We start from the raw sequence: 19,944 nt of genomic DNA, 5'->3' as shown, positions 1-19,944 counted from the left end.
GGGGCTGCGCCAACCGAGGCCCCTCAAGCTCCACTATCTCACAGGCCGTTGTCTTTCAGCACCTGGGCGGCGTTTTCCTTGGTGATCTTCTGCGTCGGCAAGGTGATGGTCTTCTCGACCTTCTCGCCGTTCAGGAACTTGATCGCCTGGCGCAGGCCTTCCGCACCTGGGGTGACATAGGTGAAGGTCGCCGTCAGCTCGCCCTTGTTCACCATCTGCACGCCTTCGTTGGGCAGGCCGTCGATGCCGATGAACTTGATGTCCTTCTCGCGGCCAACATCCTTGGCCGCGAGATAGGCGCCGTAGGCCATCGGGTCGTTATGGCCGTAGACGAGATCGATCTTCTCGTTGGTCTTCAGCGCGTTGGCCATCAAATTGTAGGCCTGATCCTGTTTCCAGTCGCCCGACTGCTGGTCGAGCAGATATTTGATGCCCGGTTCCTTGTCGGTGAATTCATGGAAACCGTCATGGCGGTCATGCGCCGGCTGGGTACCCATGCCGCCCCAGATCTCGACGACATTGCCTGCCGCCTTGCCTTTGCCGCCGAGCAGTTCGACGGCATATTCGCCGGCCGCGCGGCCGATCAGCTTGTTGTCGCCGCCGACGAACTGGGTGAAGTCCTTGGTGTCGACGTTGCGGTCGAGCACGAAGACCGGAATCTTGGCGTCGATCGCCTGCTGCACGACGCCGGTCAGGCCGGCCGATTCCTTCGGCGACACCAGGAGCGCGTCGACTTCCTGGCGGATCAGGTTCTCGACGTCGGCGACCTGCTTCTCGGTCTTGTCCTCGCCGTCGGTGATGATCAGCTCGACATCGGGATGCTTGGCGGCCTCGGCAATGATGTCCTTGTTGAACTGGGCGCGCCAGGGCTCGATGGTGGTCACCTGCGAGAAGCCGATCTTCCACTTCTTGTCCTGGGCGAAGGCATGTCCGGTGGAGAGCATTGCCGTGGTGGTCAGCAGGGCCGCACCGAATGCGGCAAGCTTCAGCATGTCACGTCGTTTCATTTCTTGTTTCCTCCGAGATTGAGAGACGGTGTCTCTTGCGACGGCCGTTTCGCGGCGGCCGTTTCCTTGTGCGCCGCTCCGGGCAGGCGCAGATAGGCCATGAGATCGCCGGCATTGCGCTCCTGCACGAGCACGGTGCCGATGATGATCATCCCCTTCAGCACCAGCTGAAGGTTCGAATTGATGTTGTGGAGCTGCAAGATGTTGGACAGCAGCCCGAAGATCAGCACGCCGCAGAAGGTGCCTGTCAGGCTGCCGCGCCCGCCCATCAGGCTGGTGCCGCCGATGACCACGGCGGCGATGGCGTCGAGCTCCAGCCCGGCGCCGGCATCCGGCTTGCCTTGCCGGTACTGCGCTACGTAGAGCACGGCGGCGATGCCGGCGAGCAGTCCTGATATGGCATAAGTGGCGATCTTGACGCGGCCGGCGGCGATGCCGGAAAGCCTTGCTGCCTCCTCATTGCCGCCGATGGCATAGACATAGCGGCCGAACGGCGTGAAGCGCAGCACCGCGCCGTAGATGACGATGGCGCCGAGGAAGAACAGGCCGGGCATCGGGATGACGCCGAATACCAGCGAGCGCAGCAGCTCGAAATCGGCGGTGGCGTTGGAGCCGGTATAGACCGGCAACACGGCATTGTTCTGGCCGGCGGTGAGCCGGGCGATTCCGAGCGCCGTCACCATCATCGCCAGCGTGACGATGAAAGGCTGCAGCCGTCCGCCGACGATGATGAAACCGTTGATGGCGCCGAACAGCAGACCAACGCAAGGCGCCACCAGAAGCACGCCGAGAACGCCGAATTTGGGCTCGATCTGCGGCAGCAGGTACCAGAGCGAAAGGCAGCACAGGACGATGCCGACGATTGCCGGCGTGACCAGCCCACGAACGGTGTCCAGCCTCACGTCGCGGGCCACGGCATCAACGCCGGCGCGGGACTTTTCCACGTTGAGGAAGATGAAGCGCGTGACCACGAAGCCGAGACACAGCGCAACCAGGGCAACCGTCGGCACGCCCAGCACGACGCCCGGCGTCACGCCCGGAACCGTCAGCAGCATGGCGCACACCACCGAGCAGATGGCCATCAGCGAGCCGACGGAAAGGTCGATGCCGCCGGTGATGATCACCGCCGTCATGCCGGTGGCGATCAGCCCGGTGGTCGACACCTGGCGCAGCACGTCAAGGAGATTGCCGTAGGACAGAAAGATGTTGTTGCCCTTGGAACTCACTGGCGAGCCCAGCACGCCGATCAGGAAGATGGCGATCAGGCCCCAGTAGAGCTTGGTGCGGGACAGGAGTTTCAGTGCGGTCATGCGGCGGGTCTCGATAGGGTCCGGCGCGGTGCCGCGAGGCGCATGATGGCCTCCTCGCTCGCCGCTTCGCGGGAAAGGATGCCTGTCTGGCGGCCGTCGGCCATCACCAGGATGCGGTCGGAAAGATGCAGCAATTCCGGCAGCTCGGAACTGATGACGGCGATGGCCAGGCCATCGCCCGCCAGCCGGAAGATGAGGTCGTAGATCTCGCGCTTGGCGCCGACATCGATGCCGCGCGTCGGCTCGTCGAGCAACAGCACCCTCGGCCTGGTCGCCAGCCACTTGCCGATGACGACCTTCTGCTGGTTGCCGCCCGACAGCGTGCCGGCGGGCTGGTCGATATCCCGGCAGCGGATGCCGAGCGCCTTGACCGCTTGCCGCGCCAGGCCCTGTTCGCCGGCTAGCGAACGGATGCCGAAGCGGGCCAGCGCGCCGACCAGCGGCAGCGCCACATTGTCCGATATCGAGGCCTGCAGATGCAGGCCTTGCGTCTTGCGGTCCTCGGTGACCAGAGCGATGCCCAGCCGCCGCGCATCGCGCGGTGAGCGGATGTCCACCGGCTGGCCGTCGAGCCGGATCTCGCCGCCGGCACGGCCATCGCTCGAGCCGAAGATCGCTTCCATGATCTCGGTGCGGCCGGAGCCCAGCAACCCGCCAATGCCGAGGATTTCTCCGGCGGCCAGATCGAAGCTGATGCCGCCGATCACCTGCCGCCAGCCCTGGCGGTCTGGCTTCGACAGCGACAGATCGCTGACCGAAAGTACGGTCCTGCCGCCGGGATCCCGCTCGTCCTGGGAGGATGCTAGCAGGTCCCGTCCGACCATCGCCGAAATGATGGCATTTTCGTCAAGCTCGGCCATCGGCCGCGTCAGCACATGGCGCCCGTCGCGGAACACGGTGACGCGGCCGGCCAGATGCATGACCTCGTCGATGCGGTGCGAGATGTAGACGATGGCGACACCGCTGTCGGCAAGCTGGCCGATGATGCGAAACAGCCGTTGGCATTCGGCCGGCGACAGTGCCGAGGTCGGCTCGTCCATGATCAGCATACGCGCCGACATCGACAGCGCCTTGGCGATCTCGACCAGCTGCTGTTCGCCGACACGCAGCGCGCCGACGCGTGCGTCCGGATCGAGTTCGATGCCGAGCCGCTGCAGGAGGGCGCTTGCCGCGCGGCTGCTCGCCTTGCGGTCGACGATCAGACCCGCGATCAGCTTCTCGCGCCCGAGAAAGATGTTGTCGGCGACGCTCAGTTCCGGCACCAGGTTGAGCTCCTGGTGGATGATGGCGATGCCCGCGTCCTCGGCGTCGCGCACGCCGGCGAAGCTGACCGGCCTTCCGTCGATGCTGACCGTGCCTTCGTAGCCGGTATAGACGCCGGAGAGGATCTTCATCAGCGTCGACTTGCCGGCGCCGTTCTCACCCATCAAGGCATGCACTTCGCCGCGCCGCAATTCGAAGCCGACATCGACGAGCGCGGCGATGCCGCCAAAGCTCTTCGAAATATGCTCGGCGCTCAGAACGGTGTCCGAGCGATCCGATGTCGCATTGCGCGCCGAGGAAAGGGAATTGCTCTGTTCCATGACAATGGCGGCCTCCCTTCCGTCTTCGTCAGCTTCTCGAACGCTAATCTAAACGTTTCGATCCTGTCAAGCCGATATAGGGTGACGAAACTTTGATGCATTTCAATTCTTGCCTAAAATGGCGGGATTCCGTAGGTATTGCTGGCAAGGGGTGACGAAACGTTTCGAAAATGACAGCGTCAGGGCCAAAAAAACAACGCAAATCCACCGCGCCCACCATGTTGCACGTGGCCGAAGCGGCGCGTGTCTCGGTCGCCACCGTGTCGGCGCTGATCAACGGCACCGCAACCGTGAGTCCGGAGCTCAGCGCTCGAATCGAGCAGGCGATCCGCGATATCGGCTACAAGCGCAACGCCATAGCCCGCAGCCTGAAGATGGGTACGACGCGCACCATCGGCTTGACCGTTCCCCACATCACCAACCCGTTCTTCACCGCCGTCGTCTCGGTCATCCAGCAGGCCTTCGACCGCGCCGGCTATGCTGTCATGCTGTGCTGTACCGACGAGGATTTGAACACCCAGGACGACCAGATCAGGCTGCTGCTCGACCGCATGGTCGACGGCTTGATCGTGGCGCGCGTCGGTGACGGCGCGATCCTCGAGCGGATCGTCGCCGATGCCAACGTGCCGGTGGTGCTGATGGATCGCCTGTGCGAGGGGGTCGACACCGACGCCGTGGTTCTCGACAACCAGCGCGCGGTGTTCGACGTCATCAGCTATCTGATCGACCTCGGCCACCGCCGCATCGGGTACATCACCGGCACCTCGGATATTTCACCCATGCATGACCGCATGACCGGATATTGCGAGGCGCTCCAGGCCGCCGGCTTGCCGGTGGCCGAGGAACTGGTTCGCTCCGGCAATTTCCACGAGATCGACGGCTACAACGCAACCATGCAGCTTTTGTCGCTGCATGACCGGCCAAGCGCGATCTTCTCGGCCAACAACCCGATGGTGATCGGAACCATGAAGGCGATCCGCGACATCGGCTTGTCCTGTCCGGAGGACATTTCGGTCGCTTGCTTCGACGATTTTCCCTGGTCCGACGTGTTCCAGCCGCAGCTGACCACGGTGGCGCAGCCGGTGCAGGCCATCGGCGAGCAAGCGGCCAATCTGCTGCTCGACCGCCTCGCCGGCAACCGGGACACGCCGCCGCGCAAGCTCGTGCTCAAGGGCCGCCTGATGATCCGCAACTCATGCCGGCCGCTGGGGGCGGTTCAGAGCGTCAGTGCCTAAAGCATGATGCCGAAAAATGTGAAGCGGTTTTCGGACGCCATCCTGCTTCCCGAGATTTGGAGCCTGATCAGGACGTAAAGACACCGGAACACAGCGCCTGCAGCTTCGAAAACACGCCCTTGCCGCCCGTGATGACCTGCGTGCCGCTCTGGAGCACCGTCTTCGGGTCCGCCTTCAGAACGGTGCCGCCAGCCTCCTCGATCAACAGCATGCCGGCCACGCAGTCCCAGGCGTTCATGTGTTCTTCGACATAGCCGAGCAGCCGGCCCGAGGCGACATAGGCGAGCATCAGGGCGCCTGACGCGTTGCGGAAGAAGACGCCGCCTTCGGCGAGGATCTTCTTGATCAGCACGGCGATGTTTTCGGCCTCGGCCCGGTTTGAGAAGCCGGTGCCCACCGAACCTTCTTCAAGGCTGGTCGCCGCGCTCGTCCTCATCGGCCTGCCGTTGACGAAGGCGCCGCCGCCCAGCCTTCCGTGGAAGGTCTCGCCGGTCGATGGCTCGTGGATGACGCCGACGATCGTCTCCCCATCCCGGGCGCAAGCGATCACCACGCACCAAGCCGGAATGCCGCGCACGAAATTGGCGGTGCCGTCGATGGGGTCGATCACCCAGACATGGCCGGTAGAGCCGGCGACCGAGGCATGCTCCTCGCCGACGATGCCGTCCCGGGGATAGTCGGCGGCGATCGCCGCGCGGATGAACAGCTCGACCTCGCGGTCGGCTTGCGAGACCAGGTCCTGATGGCCCTTGCTCTCGATGGTCAGGCTGTCGAGATCGCGGAAATACCTCAGGCCGAGTTCGCCGGCGCGCCGCGCCAGATCGATGGCGAACCGCATGCGTGCTTCGAGATCATGTGTCACGGGAAAGCTCACTTGCTGCCGATGGATGCCTTGCACTTAGCAGAGCATTGTGACCGGCAAAAGCACCCGGCGAAGTACAAGACGTCAGGCCGCTTGCGACAGCGATTTGTGCGCCTCGGCCAGGATTTCGAAGGAACGCACGCGGGCGGCGTGATCGAATATCTGCGCGGTGACCATCAGCTCGTCGGCGCCGGTGCGGCGTACGAACGCATCGATGCCTTGGCGGACCGTTTCCGGCGAGCCGACGACGGCGCAGGACAGCGCCTGGCCGAGCATGGTCTTGGCCATCGGGTCGAGATCCCGGTCATAGCTCTCGACCGGCGGCGGCAATCTTCCGGACCTGCCGGTGCGCAGATTGACGAAGGCCTGCTGCAGCGAGGTGAACAGCAGACGTGCCTCGGCGTCGGTGGGCGCTGCAAAGACATTGAGGCCGAGCATGACATGTGGCTTGTCGAGCTGCTCGGACGGCTGGAAGCGCGAGCGGTAGATGTCCAGCGCGTGATCGAGTTCCGCCGGGGCGAAATGCGAGGCGAAGGCATAGGGCAGGCCGAGCATGGCGGCGAGCTGCGCGCCGTAGAGGCTCGACCCGAGAATCCAGATCGGCACCGTCTGCCCTTCGCCAGGCACGGCGCGCAGGCGCTGGCCTTCCTCGGCCGGCAGGAAATAACCCATCAGCTCGACGACATCCTGCGGGAAATTGTCGACGCCGGCCTCGAGATTGCGGCGTAGCGCCCGCGCCGTGTTCATGTCGGTGCCGGGAGCGCGGCCGAGGCCAAGGTCGATGCGGCCTGGAAACAAGGCCGCCAGCGTGCCGAACTGCTCGGCGATCACCAGCGGGGCATGGTTGGGCAGCATGATGCCGCCGGCGCCGACGCGAATGGTTTTGGTGCCGCCGGCAACATGGGCGATGACAACCGATGTGGCCGCACTGGCAATGCCTGGCATGTTGTGGTGCTCGGCCAGCCAGTAGCGCTTGTAGCCGAGCCGCTCGGCGTGGCGGGCGAGGTCGAGCGAATTGGCGAGCGATTGCGAGGCATCGCTGCCTTCGACGATCGGCGACAGGTCGAGGACGGAAAGTTCGGTCATGTACTGGTCTCCACGATCTTCTTCTCACGCACCCGAGCCTCGAAGGCCGTGCGGTCGGGAATGGTGATGCCGAGCTGGCCTTCCAGCGTGTCGGCGAGTTCAGTGGCTGTGGCGATCTGCTTCTGTTCGGTGTGGCCATCAATGTGATGGATCGACAGGCGATTGCCGCGCAGCGCGTAGCGCCGGTCGGGCGCGGCGCGCGCCGCCAGAACCGAGGTCAGGAAATGCGATGCCGGGTTGGTCGACAGGAAATAATTGGTGACGGAATAATCGACCTCATAGTGCGGCTGCAGATCGAAGCGATACAGCGAGCGCCAGCCGCCGCCGATGGCGGCCTGCAGGCGAAAGTGATCGCCGGTTTCAACGATGCGGAACGTTTCGTGCGGGGTCGTCTGTTCGAGGCCCGGCTCGAGCAGCAGCGGGGCGGTCAGCGTCAGGCCGCCGAAGCCGACATCGGCTATATAGGTCCGGCCATCGAGCTCGGCGCGCAAAAGCATGTGGCTACGCGCCGTGATCGCGTCCTCGCTCTGACCCCAGAGCACACGCGCGGCGAGGCCGCCGACCTCGAAGCCAAGCGCCTTCAGCGCGTGCATGAAAATGAGATTGTGCTCGAAGCAATAGCCGCCACGCCCGTCGAGGACCATCTTGTCCTGCAGCGATGCGGCGTCCAATCGGACCGGGCGCCCCAGAAACGGATCCATGTTCTCGAAGGGGATCGCCTGCGGATGCAGGAAATGAAGCGTCTTCAGCGTGTCGAGCGAAGCATCACTGGAACCGGCATGGCCGATCCGGGCGAAATAGGCGTCGAGGTCGAAGGGAGCGTCGTTCATCGGGAAGGGCACCGGGCACTGATCGGGCGGATATAGGCATTCGATCCCGCCGCCGCAAACGGTGCGCCTGTTATGCGGCGGCCGTGCCGTCCTGTTCGTCGGCGTCCTCCTCCACGACCGCCGTATGTTGGGCGGCGAGAAAATTGCCGACATGGCTAAGGCTCTCGAAATGGTCGCAGAACACCTTGACGACGACCAGCAGCGGCACAGCCATCAGCGCGCCGACGAAGCCCCACAGCCATGACCAGAATGCGATGGCGATGAAGATCGCCACGGCGTTGATCTCGAGCCGCCGCCCGACCACCATCGGCGTCACGAACTGGCCTTCGACGATGTCGCACAACACCAGGAAGGCAGGCGCCAACAACGCGTAGGCGATCGTGTCGAAGCTGATCAGCGCGATGACCGTGACCAGGACGAGCGTGATCATGGCCCCGACATAAGGCAGGAAATTGAGCAGAGCGGCCGCGGCGCCCCAGACCAGCGGATTGGGCATGCCAAGCGCCCACAGGCCGAGGCCGATGACCGTGCCGAGGCCGGTGTTGATGATTGTGACGGTGAGCAGATAGTGCGAGATTTCCCGCTCGACGTCGTAGACGACGCGCAGCGCCCGCTTCTTTTCGGTGAGGCTGGCGAAGGACTGAATGATCTTCTCGTAGAACATCGTGCCCGAGGCGAGCAGGAACAGCGACAAAACGAAGATGATGGTCAGGCTTGTTCCGGCCGACAGGATGTTGCTCGCCGCCGACGACAGGAAGCCGGACTGCGCCACCGCGACCTTCTGCACACCCGGTTCCTGCGATGTTTCGGTCAGCCCTTCGATCTGGTGCGCGATCTCCATGATCCTCTCGACCGGCCGCCGCAACTGCGCCAGCCGTTCGGTCAGTTGCTGGCCGATGGACGACGTGTTGTTGATGAGATCGATGACGGGGCCGCTGAGCACATAGCCGGCGCTCGCGAAGACGAAGAGGGACACAAGCACCAGAAGCGTCGCCGAGACCACTTCGGGAATGCCGCGCTTGCGCAGCAGCCGCACGATCGGCGTCAGTGTCAGCGTCAGCAGAAAGGCCAGGATGACCGGCATGAAGAAGGCGCGCGCGAAATAGAGCGCATAGATGCTCATGAACAGGAAGATGCCGATGAGCAGCGAGCGCATCAGGCGTGTGTCGGCGCGCGTTACCAAACGTGACTCCTCGGCCTCGGCCTCGGCAACGCCTGCGCCCAAAGCGGCGGGTTCGGCTTTCATAGTGGCCCCCTCGGCGGCGCACCACAACTGATGCAATCCGCAGACGAAAACGCCGGCACGGCTTCAAGGTTCCGTTAGCCGGCACTGCCGCACGGGCCGCCGTCGAGGGATCGTGCCGCCAATTGCGCAACCGGAGACTCGGCTGCGAGTGCGCCATATTTCATGCGATGCAAAGATTTACCCTTCAGACAATCGAGTCGGCGCCGGAGAAATCCAAGCCCGCAGGCGCCGCCACGGCCGGCACGGATTTCGCCGTTTCCTTGCGCACGATCGGCGCCACCTTGGTGCCATAAAGCTCGATCGCCTTCATGATCTTGGCGTGCGGCATGGTGCCGATCGCCATTTGCAGCAGGAAGCGGTCGTTGCCGAAAATCCTGTGCTGGGCGACGATCTTTTCCGCCACCTGCTCCGGATTGCCGACGAACAGCGCACCATCGGGACCACGCGACTGGTCGAAATGCGCCCGCGATGTCGGACCCCAGCCGCGCTCACGGCCGATGCGGTTCATCACCTCGGCTTGCGGGCCGTAGAAATCGTCCGCCGCCTGCTCGGTCGTGTCGGCGATGAAGCCATGCACGTTGATGCTGGTGGCCAAGCCTGCCGGATCGCTGCCGGCGCGCTTGGCTGCATCACGGTAGAGGTCGAACAGCGGCGCGAAGCGCGCCGGTTCGCCGCCGATGATGGCAAGCGCCAGCGGCAGGCCGAGCGCGCCCGCGCGGGCTGCCGATTGCGGCGTTCCGCCAATCGCGATCCAGACCGGCAGCCTGTCCTGGAAGGGTCTGGGATAGACGCCGCGATCGTTGATCGGCGCGCGCAGACTGCCCGACCAGGTCACCTTCACCTGATCGCGGATGGCAAGCAAAAGGTCGAGCTTTTCGGCGAACAGCTCGTCATAGTCTTCGAGGTTGTAGCCGAACAGCGGGAAGGATTCGATGAACGATCCGCGCCCGGCCATGATCTCGGCGCGGCCGCCTGACAGAAGGTCGAGCGTGGCGAATTGCTGGAAGACGCGTACCGGATCGTCGGAAGAGAGCACGGTGACAGCGCTGGTCAGTCTGATGCGCTTCGAACGCTCCGCCGCCGCGGCCAAAGCCACGACCGGCGCCGAGGCGGCATAGTCGGGCCGATGGTGTTCGCCGAGGCCAAAGACGTCGAGGCCAACCTGGTCGGCCAGTTCGACCTCCTCGATCAGGTTGCGCAGCCGCTCATGCGGGCCGATGGCGCCGGGACCCGGCACAGGGCTCACATCGGCAAAAGTGTAGAGGCCGAGTTCCATTTGAATGTCATCCCAGTGTGTTGATTGTCGCCCTAGAGGTAGCGACGCGTCCGTCGCGCCGCCAGAGGGTGGCTGGTGAACAGTGCATGTCGATTTCGGCCGGAAATGCGTCTCCCCGGTGCAACATCCCGGAATTTCATGGCTGCCATACCGTTTTGGCGCTTGAACTCCCGGTTTTCACGCGTATGTAAGCCTCGCGAATAGACTTCAAGGAAGTGGACTTGGCTATCTACAGGGAAAAAGACATTTTCGAGCGGCGCAATGCCGCGACCGAGGCAAAGAAGGCGCTTCTGGAGCGCTTCAAGTCAAAGCCGGCAGCAGACGATCCCGCGGTGCTGGCACGACAGGCCGAACGCAAGGCAATTCTTGCGGCACGTGAGATCCGCGAGGCCGAAAAGGCCAAGCTGAAGCAGGAAAAGCTGGCGCGCGAGGCGATCGAGAAGGCCGAGCGTGAGGCAGCAGCTGAAGCGGCGCGCATTGCCGCCGAAGAGGCAGCGGAGGCGGAAGCAAAGCTTCGGGAGGCTGAAGAGAACGAGCGTATTGCTCGCTTGCTTGCCGATGAAGCCGAGCGCAAGGCAAAGCGCGACGCGCGCTACGCAGCACGCAAGCAGCGCACCGGCAGGACTCCTCCCGGCTTTACGGGTCGCTAAGAGCGCACTCGCCTCGACGGATGACCAACAAGGGACGCGCCAAGGCGCGGCCCTTTTTTCGCTTGTCCATGTCGCCGACCGGAAGCCCCTGCATCCGGGATGTCGGCTTGGACATCCGGGGATATCGGCTCGGTCGATGTCGCCCGCCGGCGGACAAGGCCGTTCAGGCCGCGAATTTCAGCCCCATGATGCCGCAGACGATCAACGCGATGCAGCCGAGCCTGATCGCCGTGGCGGGCTCGCCCAGCAGCCAGATGCCGAGCAGCGCCGTGCCGACGGTGCCGATACCGGTCCATACCGCATAGGCGGTGCCGACAGGCAGCGCCTTCAGCGCCAGGCCGAGCAAGGTGAGGCTGACGATCATCGACGCGACCGTGAGCACGGTTGGAACCAGCCTGGTGAACCCGTCGGTGTATTTGAGGCCGATTGCCCAGCCGATTTCGAACAGGCCGGCGAAAAACAGAAAAGTCCAGGACATCGCAACGCTCCATCGGAGCATCCAGGCTTCCGGCCTTGGCTGCTCACTCGACAATGGCGGGTCGTCCCGGCCGAATTTTCGGAAAGTGCGAGGTCGTCCCCGCGCCGTCGATATAGGGCTGTCCGAATGCCCGATCAACACGTGCCGGCGGCATTGTCGAATGCCGCCGGTGAAATCCCGCCGCGCCGGGTTGCCGGGACTTACTTTTCCTTGAGCCTCATTGCCTTGACCGGCGGCGCCTTCAGGGCCGGAGCGGCTACAGGCTTCTTGGCGTCTTTCTTCGGTTTGCGGGCTTCCTTGCCTGCCTTCATCGCACCTTTAGCCATGATTCGTTCCTCCAGTTGCGGGAAACGGAGTGAAACAAGACAAGCGTCTCTAGGCAAGGGGCTGTTTCCGTCCCGCCACCACTGCCAGTGCCCGTATCAACCGCTTTCCGGCCCCCAATGGCCTAGGGCGGGCAACGCCGAGGCCTGAACGGATCGACGGGTTATGCGTTCAGGATGGATATGGAGCTTCAGCGCGCGGGTGGCTAAGCTCCCCGGCACAAGCTCGCGAGTATCGGAGGCGGCGAGGAAGATGGCAGGGCACGGCGGCTCCAGAACGGTCATCTATGCGGCGCTTGCCGGCAATCTCGCCATAGCGCTGACCAAGTTCGCCGCCGCCTTTTTCACCGGCAGTTCGGCCATGCTGTCGGAAGGCGTGCACTCGCTGGTCGACACCGGCAATGGCGGCCTGCTGCTTTACGGCATGCACCGCGCCGCGCGCCCTGCGGACAGTACGCATCCGCTCGGGCATGGCCGGGAGCTCTATTTCTGGAGCTTCATCGTCGCCCTGTTGGTCTTCGCGCTGGGCGCCGGCGTGTCGTTCTACGAGGGCGTCGTCCACATCTTGGCGCCGGAGCCGGTCTCCAACGTCAAGGTGAACTATATCGTTCTGGGCCTGTCCTTCCTGTTCGAAGGCAGCTCCTGGCTGGTGGCACTGAAGGAATTCCGCAAGCAGAAGGGAAGGCAAGGCTGGCTGCAGGCCGTGCAATCGAGCAAGGACCCAAGCGTCTATACGGTGCTGTTCGAAGACAGTGCCGCGCTGCTCGGCCTGACCGTCGCCTTTGCCGGCATCCTGGCGGCGGAGATTTTCGAGATGCCCGAACTCGACGGCGCCGCCTCGATCGGCATCGCGCTCATCCTCGGCGCGACCGCAATCTTCCTGGCGCGTGAAAGCAAGGGCCTGCTCATCGGCGAGCCGGCCTCACCCGAGGTGCAGAGGAAGGTACTGGCGATCGTCCAGCAGGATCCGGCGGTGCAGCGGGCGAACGGTGTGCTGACGGTGCATATGGGACCGGAAGAGATCGTTGCCGCCCTGAGCGTCGAATTCGAGGACCATCTGGCGGCGCCGGAGATCGAGGCCTGTGTCGAGCGCATCGAGGCGCGGCTGAGGAAGGAAATGCCTGAGATCGCGCGGCTGTTCGTCAAGCCGCAGACGTCAGGCACCTGGGAAAAGCGGCGCAAGGTGATCGAATCCGCGTCAGGAGAAAGTTGAGCATGACCCCGAAACCCTCTTCGTGATCATGCCCTGGCCTCTGGACCAGCGCCGCGCCGTTGCCTCGCATCCCCGCGTCGCTAAGATCAGCCGAGCGATTTTGGAGGAATGACGATGAAGATCGACGGCAGCTGTCATTGTGGTGCCATCACCTACGAGGCGGAGGTCGACCCGGAAAAGACCTCGATCTGCCACTGTACCGATTGCCAACAGCTGACCGGTACGGCCTTTCGCGTCACCGTTCCCGCGCCGCAGGATCACTACCGGATCACCAGGGGCGCGCCGAAAATCTATATCAAGACCGTGGCGAGCGGCGCCAAGCGCGCCCAGGCTTTTTGTGCCGACTGCGGCTCGCACCTTTATGCGACATCGGTCGGCGACGGTCCGAAGGTCTATGGGATCAGGGTCGGGACCTCGCGGCAGCGTCAGGACCTGGTCCCGAGACACCAGAAATGGCACCGGTCGGCGCTGCACTGGCTTCCGGAATTCGAGGGCATGACGACGGTGGAAGAGCAGTAGGGTTAGTAGGCTCCCACAAGACCTCTGCGATTAGCGAAGCCTCCTATCGCTTCGTCATCCTCGGGCTTGACCCGAGGATCCATGCCGTGACCTTGCCGAAGGATGCCGTGGAACGGAATTCTGCACTGTTGCGGCGCGCCGCGGTCGCGGCATGGATTCTAGGGTCTGCGCGCGTCGCTCCGCTCCTTGCTCCGCCCTAGAATGACGATGGGATAGACGCTTCGCTAATCCCTGGCGTCGAGCGACTACTCTCCATCTTCGACGACCCTCAGCCTCAGCTGTCCCGTCTTGGAATCAGCCACGCGCGGTGCGGCTTCCACCTTGCCGGCGCCGCCGTGTGGGACGTCGGCCTCGCCTTCTCCGAACTCCAGCGCCTCGATCTTCTGGCCGCGCTTGGTCACCTTCGAGGTCGAGACGAGGATGTCTTCGATGTCCTTGGCCGACTGGCCGAAATGGCCCTGCAATTTGCGCACCCGCTCGTCGACGCGCTGGACATCTTCCATCAGCCTGATGACTTCGCCCTGGATCAGATGCGCCTGCTCGCGCATGCGGGCATCCCTGAGGATCGCCTGGATGACCTGGATCGACAGCATCAGCAGCGAAGGCGAGACGATGATGACGCGGGCGCGGTGCGCCTTCTGCACGACCGCTTCGAAATTCTCATGGATTTCGGCGAACACCGATTCCGACGGCACGAACATGAAGGCCGTGTCCTGCGTCTCGCCCTGGAGCAGGTATTTTTCCGAAATGTCGCGGACATGGACCTCGATGTCGCGGCGAAAGGCCTGGGCAGCGACCTTCTGCAGGTCGGTGCCGTCGGCGGCGCGGATGGCATTCCAGGCTTCCAGCGGAAATTTGGCGTCGATGGCAAGCGACGGCGCGCCGTTCGGCATTTTCACCAGGCAGTCCGGCCGGCTGCCGTTCGACAGCGTCGCCTGGAATTCATAGGCCCCATGTGGCAGGCCGTCGGCGACGATCGCCTCCATGCGCGACTGGCCGAAGGCGCCGCGGGTCTGTTTGTTGGAGAGGATCGCCTGCAACTGCACGACCTGGCCGGCGAGCGACTGGATGTTGCCTTGCGCGGTGTCGATGACCGCCAGCCGCTCCTGCAGTTTCGCCAGGCTCTCATGCGTGGATTTGGTCTGCTCGGTCATGGTCTGGCCAATGCGGCCGGTCATGGCGTCGAGGCGCTGGCCGATCGATTGCGTCAATTCGGCCTGCCGGGCGCCGAACACTTCGGCGATGGCCCCCATGCGGCCCTGCATTTCAGCCTGCGACTGCAAAATACCTGCCATGCGTGTCTCGGCGTCGCGGGCATGGTCGGCGGCCTCCGCGGCGGCGACCGCGCGCGCCTTGGCCGACCGCCACAGCGCAACGACGAGCGCCACGAACAAGCCGAGAAACAGCAAGGCGCCGAAGGCCAGCGCGTGACCCAGCGTGATTGTCGAGGCGCCGAGCCGTACGACAGGCTCCGAAAAGATGGTGCTGAGATCATTCATGTGGACAGCATAGCCGATTCGGCGGGCTGGCACAGATCAAAACGTGAACGAGGCTCAGGCGCACCGGTTGACGCCTTTCCTTGGAGGTCTTAGGTGAAACGCCATGCCGATCAAGCCGCTCATCATCCTTCCCGACCCCATCCTGCGCCAGGTTTCCAAGCCGGTGGAGCGCGTCGACGCGCCCTTGCGCAAACTGGCCGACGACATGCTGGCGACCATGTATGACGCGCCCGGCATCGGGCTGGCGGCAATCCAGATCGGCGAACCGCTGCGCATGCTGGTGATCGACCTTGCCAAGGAAGACGAAACGCCGGCGCCGCACGTCTTCATCAACCCGGAGACTCTCGAAAGTGCCGACGCGCGGTCGGTCTACGAGGAAGGCTGCCTGTCGATCCCGGATTACTATGCCGAGGTCGAGCGCCCGGCTTCCGTGCGGGTCAAATATCTCGACCGCGACGGCACGCTGCAGGAGATGGAGGCCGAGGGCCTGATGGCGACCTGCCTGCAGCACGAGATCGACCACCTCAACGGCGTGCTGTTCATCGACCACATCTCGAAGCTGAAGCGCGACATGGTGGTGAAGAAGTTCAGGAAGCTCGCCAAGGACAAGGCGCCAGGCAAACTGGTGGGATAGGGGAAATGCCCCTTCGTGTCGTCTTCATGGGTACGCCGGAGTTTTCGGTGCCGACGCTGCGCGCCATTGCCGAAGTGGGACATGATGTCGCCGCCGTCTACACGCAGCCGCCGCGCGCCGCGGGCCGGCGCGGGCTGGAGCTGACGCCGTCGCCGGTGCAGCGCGAGGCCGAGCGGCTGGGCATCGAGGTGCGCACGCCGGCATCGTTGAAAGGCGAGGCCGAACAGGCTGCCTTTGCTGCGCTCGGCGCCGATATCGCCGTGGTCGTCGCCTATGGTTTGCTTCTGCCCAGGGCGGTTCTGGAGGCGCCCCGGCTCGGCTGCATCAACGGCCATGCATCGCTTTTGCCGCGCTGGCGCGGCGCCGCCCCCATCCAGCGGGCCATCATGGCAGGAGACCTGGAAAGCGGCATGATGGTGATGCGCATGGAGGAGGGCCTCGACACCGGACCGGTGGCATTGCTTGAAAAATGCGCCATCGACCCCGATATGACAGCCGGCGATCTGCATGATCGATTGATGAGCGTTGGCGCTGCCCTGATGGTGGAAGCGCTGGAACGGCTGGAACGGAATACTCTGACATTTACCGCGCAAGCGGCCGAAGGGGTGACTTACGCCAGGAAAATCGATAAATCCGAGACGCGCGTGGACTGGACGCGGCCTGCGGCCGACGTCCACAACCACATTCGTGGCCTGTCGCCCTTTCCCGGCGCCTGGTCCGAAATTGAAATTGGCGGCCGCATGGAGCGGCTGAAACTGCTTCGCTCGACTCTGTCCGAAGGCCTGTCGCCTTCGGAAGATTTGGGCGAGTCGGGAGGAATTCTCGATGACCGGCTGACGGTCGCCTGTGGAAAAGGCGCGATCAGGCTGGTCGAAGTTCAACGTGCGGGCGGAAAGCCCGCCGCCGCGTCGGAATTCCTGCGCGGAGCCAAGATCGAAAAAGGACTGAAATTCTCATGAGCATGATGTCGATACGCGCGGCGACGCCGCGGGACCGCGAGGCCATCCGCCTCGTCGAGGAACACGCTTTCGGCCAGCAGGCGGAGGCCGGACTGGTCGACGCGCTGGTGACCGGCGGTGATGCCGTCGTCGAACTGGTGGCGGAAGAAGACGGGCAGGCCGTTGGCCACATCCTGTTTTCGCGCCTGTTCGTGCAGAACGGCGGCAAGAGTTTTGCCGCCGTGGCGCTTGCCCCGCTGGCGGTGGAGCCGTCTTTTCACGGCTCCGGCATCGGTGGCGCGCTGATCCGCGAGGCCCATATCCGGCTCAAGGATGCTGGCGAGACGCTAGCCGTTGTGCTTGGAGATCCGGCCTATTACGGCCGTTTCGGCTATAGCCACGCCCGGGCTGAAAAGTTCGACAGCGAATACCAAGGCGAGGCGCTGCAGGCGCTGGCCTGGGGCGACGCACCCGAAGCCGGCAGACTGGTCTACGCCTCCGCCTTCACCGCTCTCGCCGCCTAGGCGAGAGCGTACAGCCGACCGGCATGCCGCGTTTTCGCCTCGACATCGAATATGACGGCAGCCTGTTTGCCGGCTGGCAGCACCAGGCCGATCAGCCTTCGGTGCAGCAGGCGATCGAACAGGCGATCGAGAAATTCTGCGGCGAGGCGGTCCGGCTGCGCGCCGCCGGCCGCACCGATGCCGGCGTGCACGCCACCGCGCAGGTGGCGCATGTCGACCTTGCCAAGGCGTGGCCCGACGACAAGGTGCGCGATGCCATCAATGCGCACCTGCAGGCGGCGGGCGCGCGCATTGCCATCCTGAAAGCTGCAGTCGTTTCCGACGACTTCGATGCGCGTTTCTCGGCCACCGGCCGGCACTATCTCTACCGTGTCCTCAATCGGCGCGCGCCTTCGGCACTGGAACAGGGCAAGGTGTGGTGGGTGCCGAAGCGGCTCGATGCCGCCGCCATGCACGAGGCGGCGAAGCTCCTGCTCGGCCGGCACGACTTCACCACTTTCCGCTCCACCCAGTGCCAGGCCAACAGCCCGATCAGGACATTGGAGCGGCTCGATGTCAGCCGAACGGGTGACGTGATCGAGGTGAGAGCCTCGGCGCGGTCCTTCCTGCACAACCAGGTGCGCTCCATGGTCGGCTCGCTGAAGCGGGTCGGCGACGGCGGCTGGACATCAGGCGACCTCAAGGCCGCGCTCGAGGCGCGAGACCGCGCCGCCTGCGGCCAGGTGGCGCCGCCCGATGGGCTTTTCCTGATAGGCGTCGATTACCCCGGATAGACACCAACTCTGCCCTGGCTAGAACTGGGCTCTACCCCGGATAGAGTCCCGAGAGGCTCTGAGCCCCGATATCGTCCGGCACGGCGATGCCAAGCAGCATCTGCAACCCGAACAGCACCAGCAGCGAAGCGATGAACATGCCGACGAAAACGGCGGTGCCGACGGCCGCGCCCTTGCCGATCGTGGCATTGGTCATGCGCCAGGTCAGCACCATCGACAGGGAAAATAGGAGCAGCGACACAAGGCTCGAGACCTGGCTTGTCGATGACAGGAAAAGCCTGATCAGCGCCGAGGGCAGCATCAGCCAGGCGGTGATGGCCGAGGCCCAGTTGCTGGCGACGACATAGTGGACGAAGCGCCCGCCAATGCCGGCGCGCGGCGCCACCAAGGCGAGCGCTACCAGCGGCAGCACCCAGGAGCCGATATCGACCGTCGCCAGCCGCACCAGCATGGAGAAGCGGCCGGCGAAGGCATCGGGATCGCCGATCTGGTTGGCGATGCCGACCCAGCCGACGATCAGCGCCGGAGCCGCGATGATGATGGCGAAGAACGAATTCCAGAAGCCGTCGGCCGACAGGTCGAGCAGGCGCAGCCCATCGGCCTTGCCGAGCATCAGCCGCCAGGCGCCGGTCAGCGAAGCTTGGGTTTCGTCCGCCGAAAGCATGCCGGTCAGCCCTGTCCGAACCAGTCGTCGATGAAGCGCTGGTAGATTCGCGTCAGCGTTTCCAGATCGGCAATGGCGACGCGCTCGTCGACCATGTGCATGGTCTTGCCGACCAGGCCGAATTCGACCACCGGGCAATAATCCTTGATGAAGCGCGCATCCGATGTGCCGCCGGAGGTGGACAGCGCCGGCTTTTTGCCGACCACCGCACCGACGGAGCCGCTCAGCGTCTCGACCAGCCTGTCGTCGCGGGTCAGGAAGACATGGCTCGGCCGGTCGCGCCAGACGAGGTCATAGTCCACCGGCGTCTTCTTGCCTGGCCGATACTTCTTGCGCCCCGCCGCCTGATCGAGGCGGTTGTGGATTTCGGCCTGGACCGTCTCGGCCGTCCAGCTGTCGTTGAAGCGGATGTTGAAGGTGGCGGTCGCCTTGGCCGGAATGACGTTGGTGGCCGGGTTGCCGACATCGATGGAGGTCACCTCCAGATTGGTCGGCTGGAAATCCTTCGTGCCCTTGTCGAAGACCGGGTGCAGCAAGGCATCCACCAGGCTCATCAGGCCGCGCACCGGATTGTCGGCAAGCTGCGGATAGGCGGCATGGCCCTGGCGGCCATTGACGGTGATGCTGCCCGACATCGAGCCGCGCCGGCCGATCTTGATCATATCGCCAAGCGTGTCCGGATTGGTCGGCTCGCCGACGATCGAGGCGTCCCATTTCTCGCCTTTGGATGCGGCCCATTCGAGCAGCTTGACCGTGCCGTTGATGGCAGGCCCTTCCTCGTCGCCGGTGATCAGCAGCGACACCGAGCCCTTCGGTCCGCCATTTGCCTCGACATGGCGCGCCACCGCGGCGATGAAGCAGGCAATGCCGCCCTTCATGTCGACAGCGCCGCGGCCATACATCTCGCCATTGGCGATCTCGGCGGCGAAAGGCGGGTGCGTCCAGGCGGCTTCGTCGCCGACAGGCACCACGTCGGTATGGCCCGCGAACATCAGGTGCGGGCCGTTGCCGGAGCGCCGTGCATAGAGGTTCTCGATATCCGGCGTGCCCTCCTCCGAGAACACTGGCCGGTCGACCAGGAAGCCGAGCGGTTCCAGCATCGCCTCCAGCGCGCTCAGCGCGCCGCCTTCGGCTGGTGTCACCGAGGCACAGCGGATGAGAGAGGCGAGGTTTGCGGCGGGATCAGTCGGCAGCGTCATGGCAAAAGCGATAGTCGAAAGCGAAAGGCCTGTCACGGCCAGACGTAGGGGCCAGCCCCATGGCCGACGATACCGCCGACATTATGGTTTTCATG

General features: G+C 64.3%; 21 protein-coding genes. 8 read left to right on the top strand and 13 right to left on the bottom strand.

Translation table 11 applies throughout. The annotated features are described in order from the left end of the window. Positions 1-38: 38 nt before the first annotated feature. Genes EN861_RS04620 through EN861_RS04610 form a run of 3 tightly spaced genes read right to left on the bottom strand, consistent with a single transcriptional unit; the run spans position 39 to position 3,900 of the window. Complete coding sequence (locus EN861_RS04620; protein WP_127873277.1) at positions 39-1,007, bottom strand: substrate-binding domain-containing protein; 969 nt, start codon at positions 1,005-1,007, stop codon at positions 39-41. Next, positions 1,004-2,317: an ABC transporter permease gene (locus EN861_RS04615; RefSeq protein ID WP_127873278.1), complete on the bottom strand. Its 1,314-nt coding sequence runs from the start codon at positions 2,315-2,317 to the stop codon at positions 1,004-1,006. Before EN861_RS04615 ends, EN861_RS04620 begins: the two co-directional genes overlap by 4 nt. After that, on the bottom strand, positions 2,314-3,900 hold the full coding sequence (locus EN861_RS04610) for a sugar ABC transporter ATP-binding protein (RefSeq protein ID WP_127873279.1): 1,587 nt from the start codon (positions 3,898-3,900) through the stop codon (positions 2,314-2,316). The genes EN861_RS04615 and EN861_RS04610 overlap by 4 nt, the downstream gene beginning before the upstream one ends. 218 nt (positions 3,901-4,118) lie before the next feature. On the opposite strand from EN861_RS04610, the gene EN861_RS04605 reads away from it, so the two are divergent. Beyond that, positions 4,119-5,135 (top strand): LacI family DNA-binding transcriptional regulator, encoded by a 1,017-nt coding sequence (locus EN861_RS04605; protein ID WP_135862596.1) that lies wholly within the window; start codon positions 4,119-4,121, stop codon positions 5,133-5,135. 67 nt (positions 5,136-5,202) lie between these two features. Here the strand turns inward: EN861_RS04605 and EN861_RS04600 are convergent, their stop codons facing one another. The 5 genes from EN861_RS04600 to EN861_RS04580 form a co-directional block, all read right to left on the bottom strand. Continuing rightward, positions 5,203-5,997, bottom strand: a complete 795-nt coding sequence (locus tag EN861_RS04600) for an inositol monophosphatase family protein (RefSeq protein WP_135862594.1) — start codon at positions 5,995-5,997, stop codon at positions 5,203-5,205. An 84-nt stretch (positions 5,998-6,081) separates the two neighbouring features. Continuing rightward, on the bottom strand, positions 6,082-7,083 hold the full coding sequence (locus EN861_RS04595; protein WP_127278267.1) for an LLM class flavin-dependent oxidoreductase: 1,002 nt from the start codon (positions 7,081-7,083) through the stop codon (positions 6,082-6,084). Then, positions 7,080-7,913, bottom strand: coding sequence for an arylamine N-acetyltransferase (locus tag EN861_RS04590; RefSeq protein WP_127278268.1), 834 nt, complete (start codon positions 7,911-7,913; stop codon positions 7,080-7,082). Before EN861_RS04590 ends, EN861_RS04595 begins: the two co-directional genes overlap by 4 nt. Positions 7,914-7,983: 70 nt before the next feature. Next, positions 7,984-9,159: an AI-2E family transporter gene (locus EN861_RS04585; RefSeq protein WP_135862592.1), complete on the bottom strand. Its 1,176-nt coding sequence runs from the start codon at positions 9,157-9,159 to the stop codon at positions 7,984-7,986. Positions 9,160-9,343: 184 nt separating this feature from the next. After that, positions 9,344-10,435, bottom strand: a complete 1,092-nt coding sequence (locus EN861_RS04580; RefSeq protein WP_127278270.1) for an LLM class flavin-dependent oxidoreductase — start codon at positions 10,433-10,435, stop codon at positions 9,344-9,346. Between the two features lie 221 nt (positions 10,436-10,656). Between EN861_RS04580 and EN861_RS04575 the strand changes: the two genes are divergently transcribed. Beyond that, complete coding sequence (locus EN861_RS04575; RefSeq protein WP_127873285.1) at positions 10,657-11,085, top strand: DUF6481 family protein; 429 nt, start codon at positions 10,657-10,659, stop codon at positions 11,083-11,085. A 163-nt stretch (positions 11,086-11,248) separates the two neighbouring features. Here the strand turns inward: EN861_RS04575 and sugE are convergent, their stop codons facing one another. Both sugE and EN861_RS36610 read right to left on the bottom strand, forming a co-directional pair. Further along, a complete protein-coding gene (gene sugE, locus EN861_RS04570; protein WP_127278272.1) occupies positions 11,249-11,563 on the bottom strand; it encodes a quaternary ammonium compound efflux SMR transporter SugE in 315 nt (104 codons plus the stop codon). A gap of 200 nt (positions 11,564-11,763) precedes the next feature. Continuing rightward, on the bottom strand, positions 11,764-11,889 hold the full coding sequence (locus EN861_RS36610) for a hypothetical protein (RefSeq protein WP_127278273.1): 126 nt from the start codon (positions 11,887-11,889) through the stop codon (positions 11,764-11,766). A gap of 250 nt (positions 11,890-12,139) precedes the next feature. On the opposite strand from EN861_RS36610, the gene EN861_RS04560 reads away from it, so the two are divergent. Then, a complete protein-coding gene (locus EN861_RS04560; RefSeq protein ID WP_135862590.1) occupies positions 12,140-13,099 on the top strand; it encodes a cation diffusion facilitator family transporter in 960 nt (319 codons plus the stop codon). Positions 13,100-13,213: 114 nt separating this feature from the next. Continuing rightward, on the top strand, positions 13,214-13,618 hold the full coding sequence (locus tag EN861_RS04555; protein ID WP_135862588.1) for a GFA family protein: 405 nt from the start codon (positions 13,214-13,216) through the stop codon (positions 13,616-13,618). Between the two features lie 245 nt (positions 13,619-13,863). Here EN861_RS04555 and EN861_RS04550 read toward each other — a convergent pair whose 3' ends face one another. Beyond that, the gene (locus EN861_RS04550; RefSeq protein WP_135862586.1) at positions 13,864-15,117 is read right to left on the bottom strand and encodes a DNA recombination protein RmuC; all 1,254 of its coding nucleotides are present in this window, start codon (positions 15,115-15,117) and stop codon (positions 13,864-13,866) included. A gap of 103 nt (positions 15,118-15,220) precedes the next feature. Here EN861_RS04550 and def point away from each other — a divergent pair, with 103 nt between their 5' ends. Genes def through truA form a run of 4 tightly spaced genes read left to right on the top strand, consistent with a single transcriptional unit; the run spans position 15,221 to position 17,986 of the window. Continuing rightward, on the top strand, positions 15,221-15,751 hold the full coding sequence (gene def, locus EN861_RS04545) for a peptide deformylase (protein WP_135862584.1): 531 nt from the start codon (positions 15,221-15,223) through the stop codon (positions 15,749-15,751). Between the two features lie 5 nt (positions 15,752-15,756). Further along, positions 15,757-16,710, top strand: a complete 954-nt coding sequence (fmt, locus tag EN861_RS04540) for a methionyl-tRNA formyltransferase (RefSeq protein ID WP_135862582.1) — start codon at positions 15,757-15,759, stop codon at positions 16,708-16,710. Next, positions 16,707-17,213: an N-acetyltransferase gene (locus EN861_RS04535; RefSeq protein WP_127280837.1), complete on the top strand. Its 507-nt coding sequence runs from the start codon at positions 16,707-16,709 to the stop codon at positions 17,211-17,213. The genes fmt and EN861_RS04535 overlap by 4 nt, the downstream gene beginning before the upstream one ends. A 23-nt stretch (positions 17,214-17,236) precedes the next feature. After that, positions 17,237-17,986: a tRNA pseudouridine(38-40) synthase TruA gene (gene truA, locus EN861_RS04530; protein ID WP_127280838.1), complete on the top strand. Its 750-nt coding sequence runs from the start codon at positions 17,237-17,239 to the stop codon at positions 17,984-17,986. Positions 17,987-18,017: 31 nt separating this feature from the next. Here the strand turns inward: truA and EN861_RS04525 are convergent, their stop codons facing one another. Together EN861_RS04525 and dapE are read right to left on the bottom strand one after the other, a co-directional pair. Beyond that, the gene (locus EN861_RS04525) at positions 18,018-18,650 is read right to left on the bottom strand and encodes a transporter (protein ID WP_127280839.1); all 633 of its coding nucleotides are present in this window, start codon (positions 18,648-18,650) and stop codon (positions 18,018-18,020) included. 5 nt (positions 18,651-18,655) lie between these two features. After that, complete coding sequence (gene dapE, locus EN861_RS04520) at positions 18,656-19,849, bottom strand: succinyl-diaminopimelate desuccinylase (protein ID WP_127873291.1); 1,194 nt, start codon at positions 19,847-19,849, stop codon at positions 18,656-18,658. Positions 19,850-19,944 lie beyond the last annotated feature (95 nt).

It is taken from the genome of Mesorhizobium sp. M8A.F.Ca.ET.218.01.1.1 (genome assembly GCF_004791165.1).
GTDB lineage: Bacteria > Pseudomonadota > Alphaproteobacteria > Rhizobiales > Rhizobiaceae > Mesorhizobium.
Note: the sequence above shows the minus strand (reverse complement) of the source record. Positions and strands in the feature narration are given on the sequence as shown.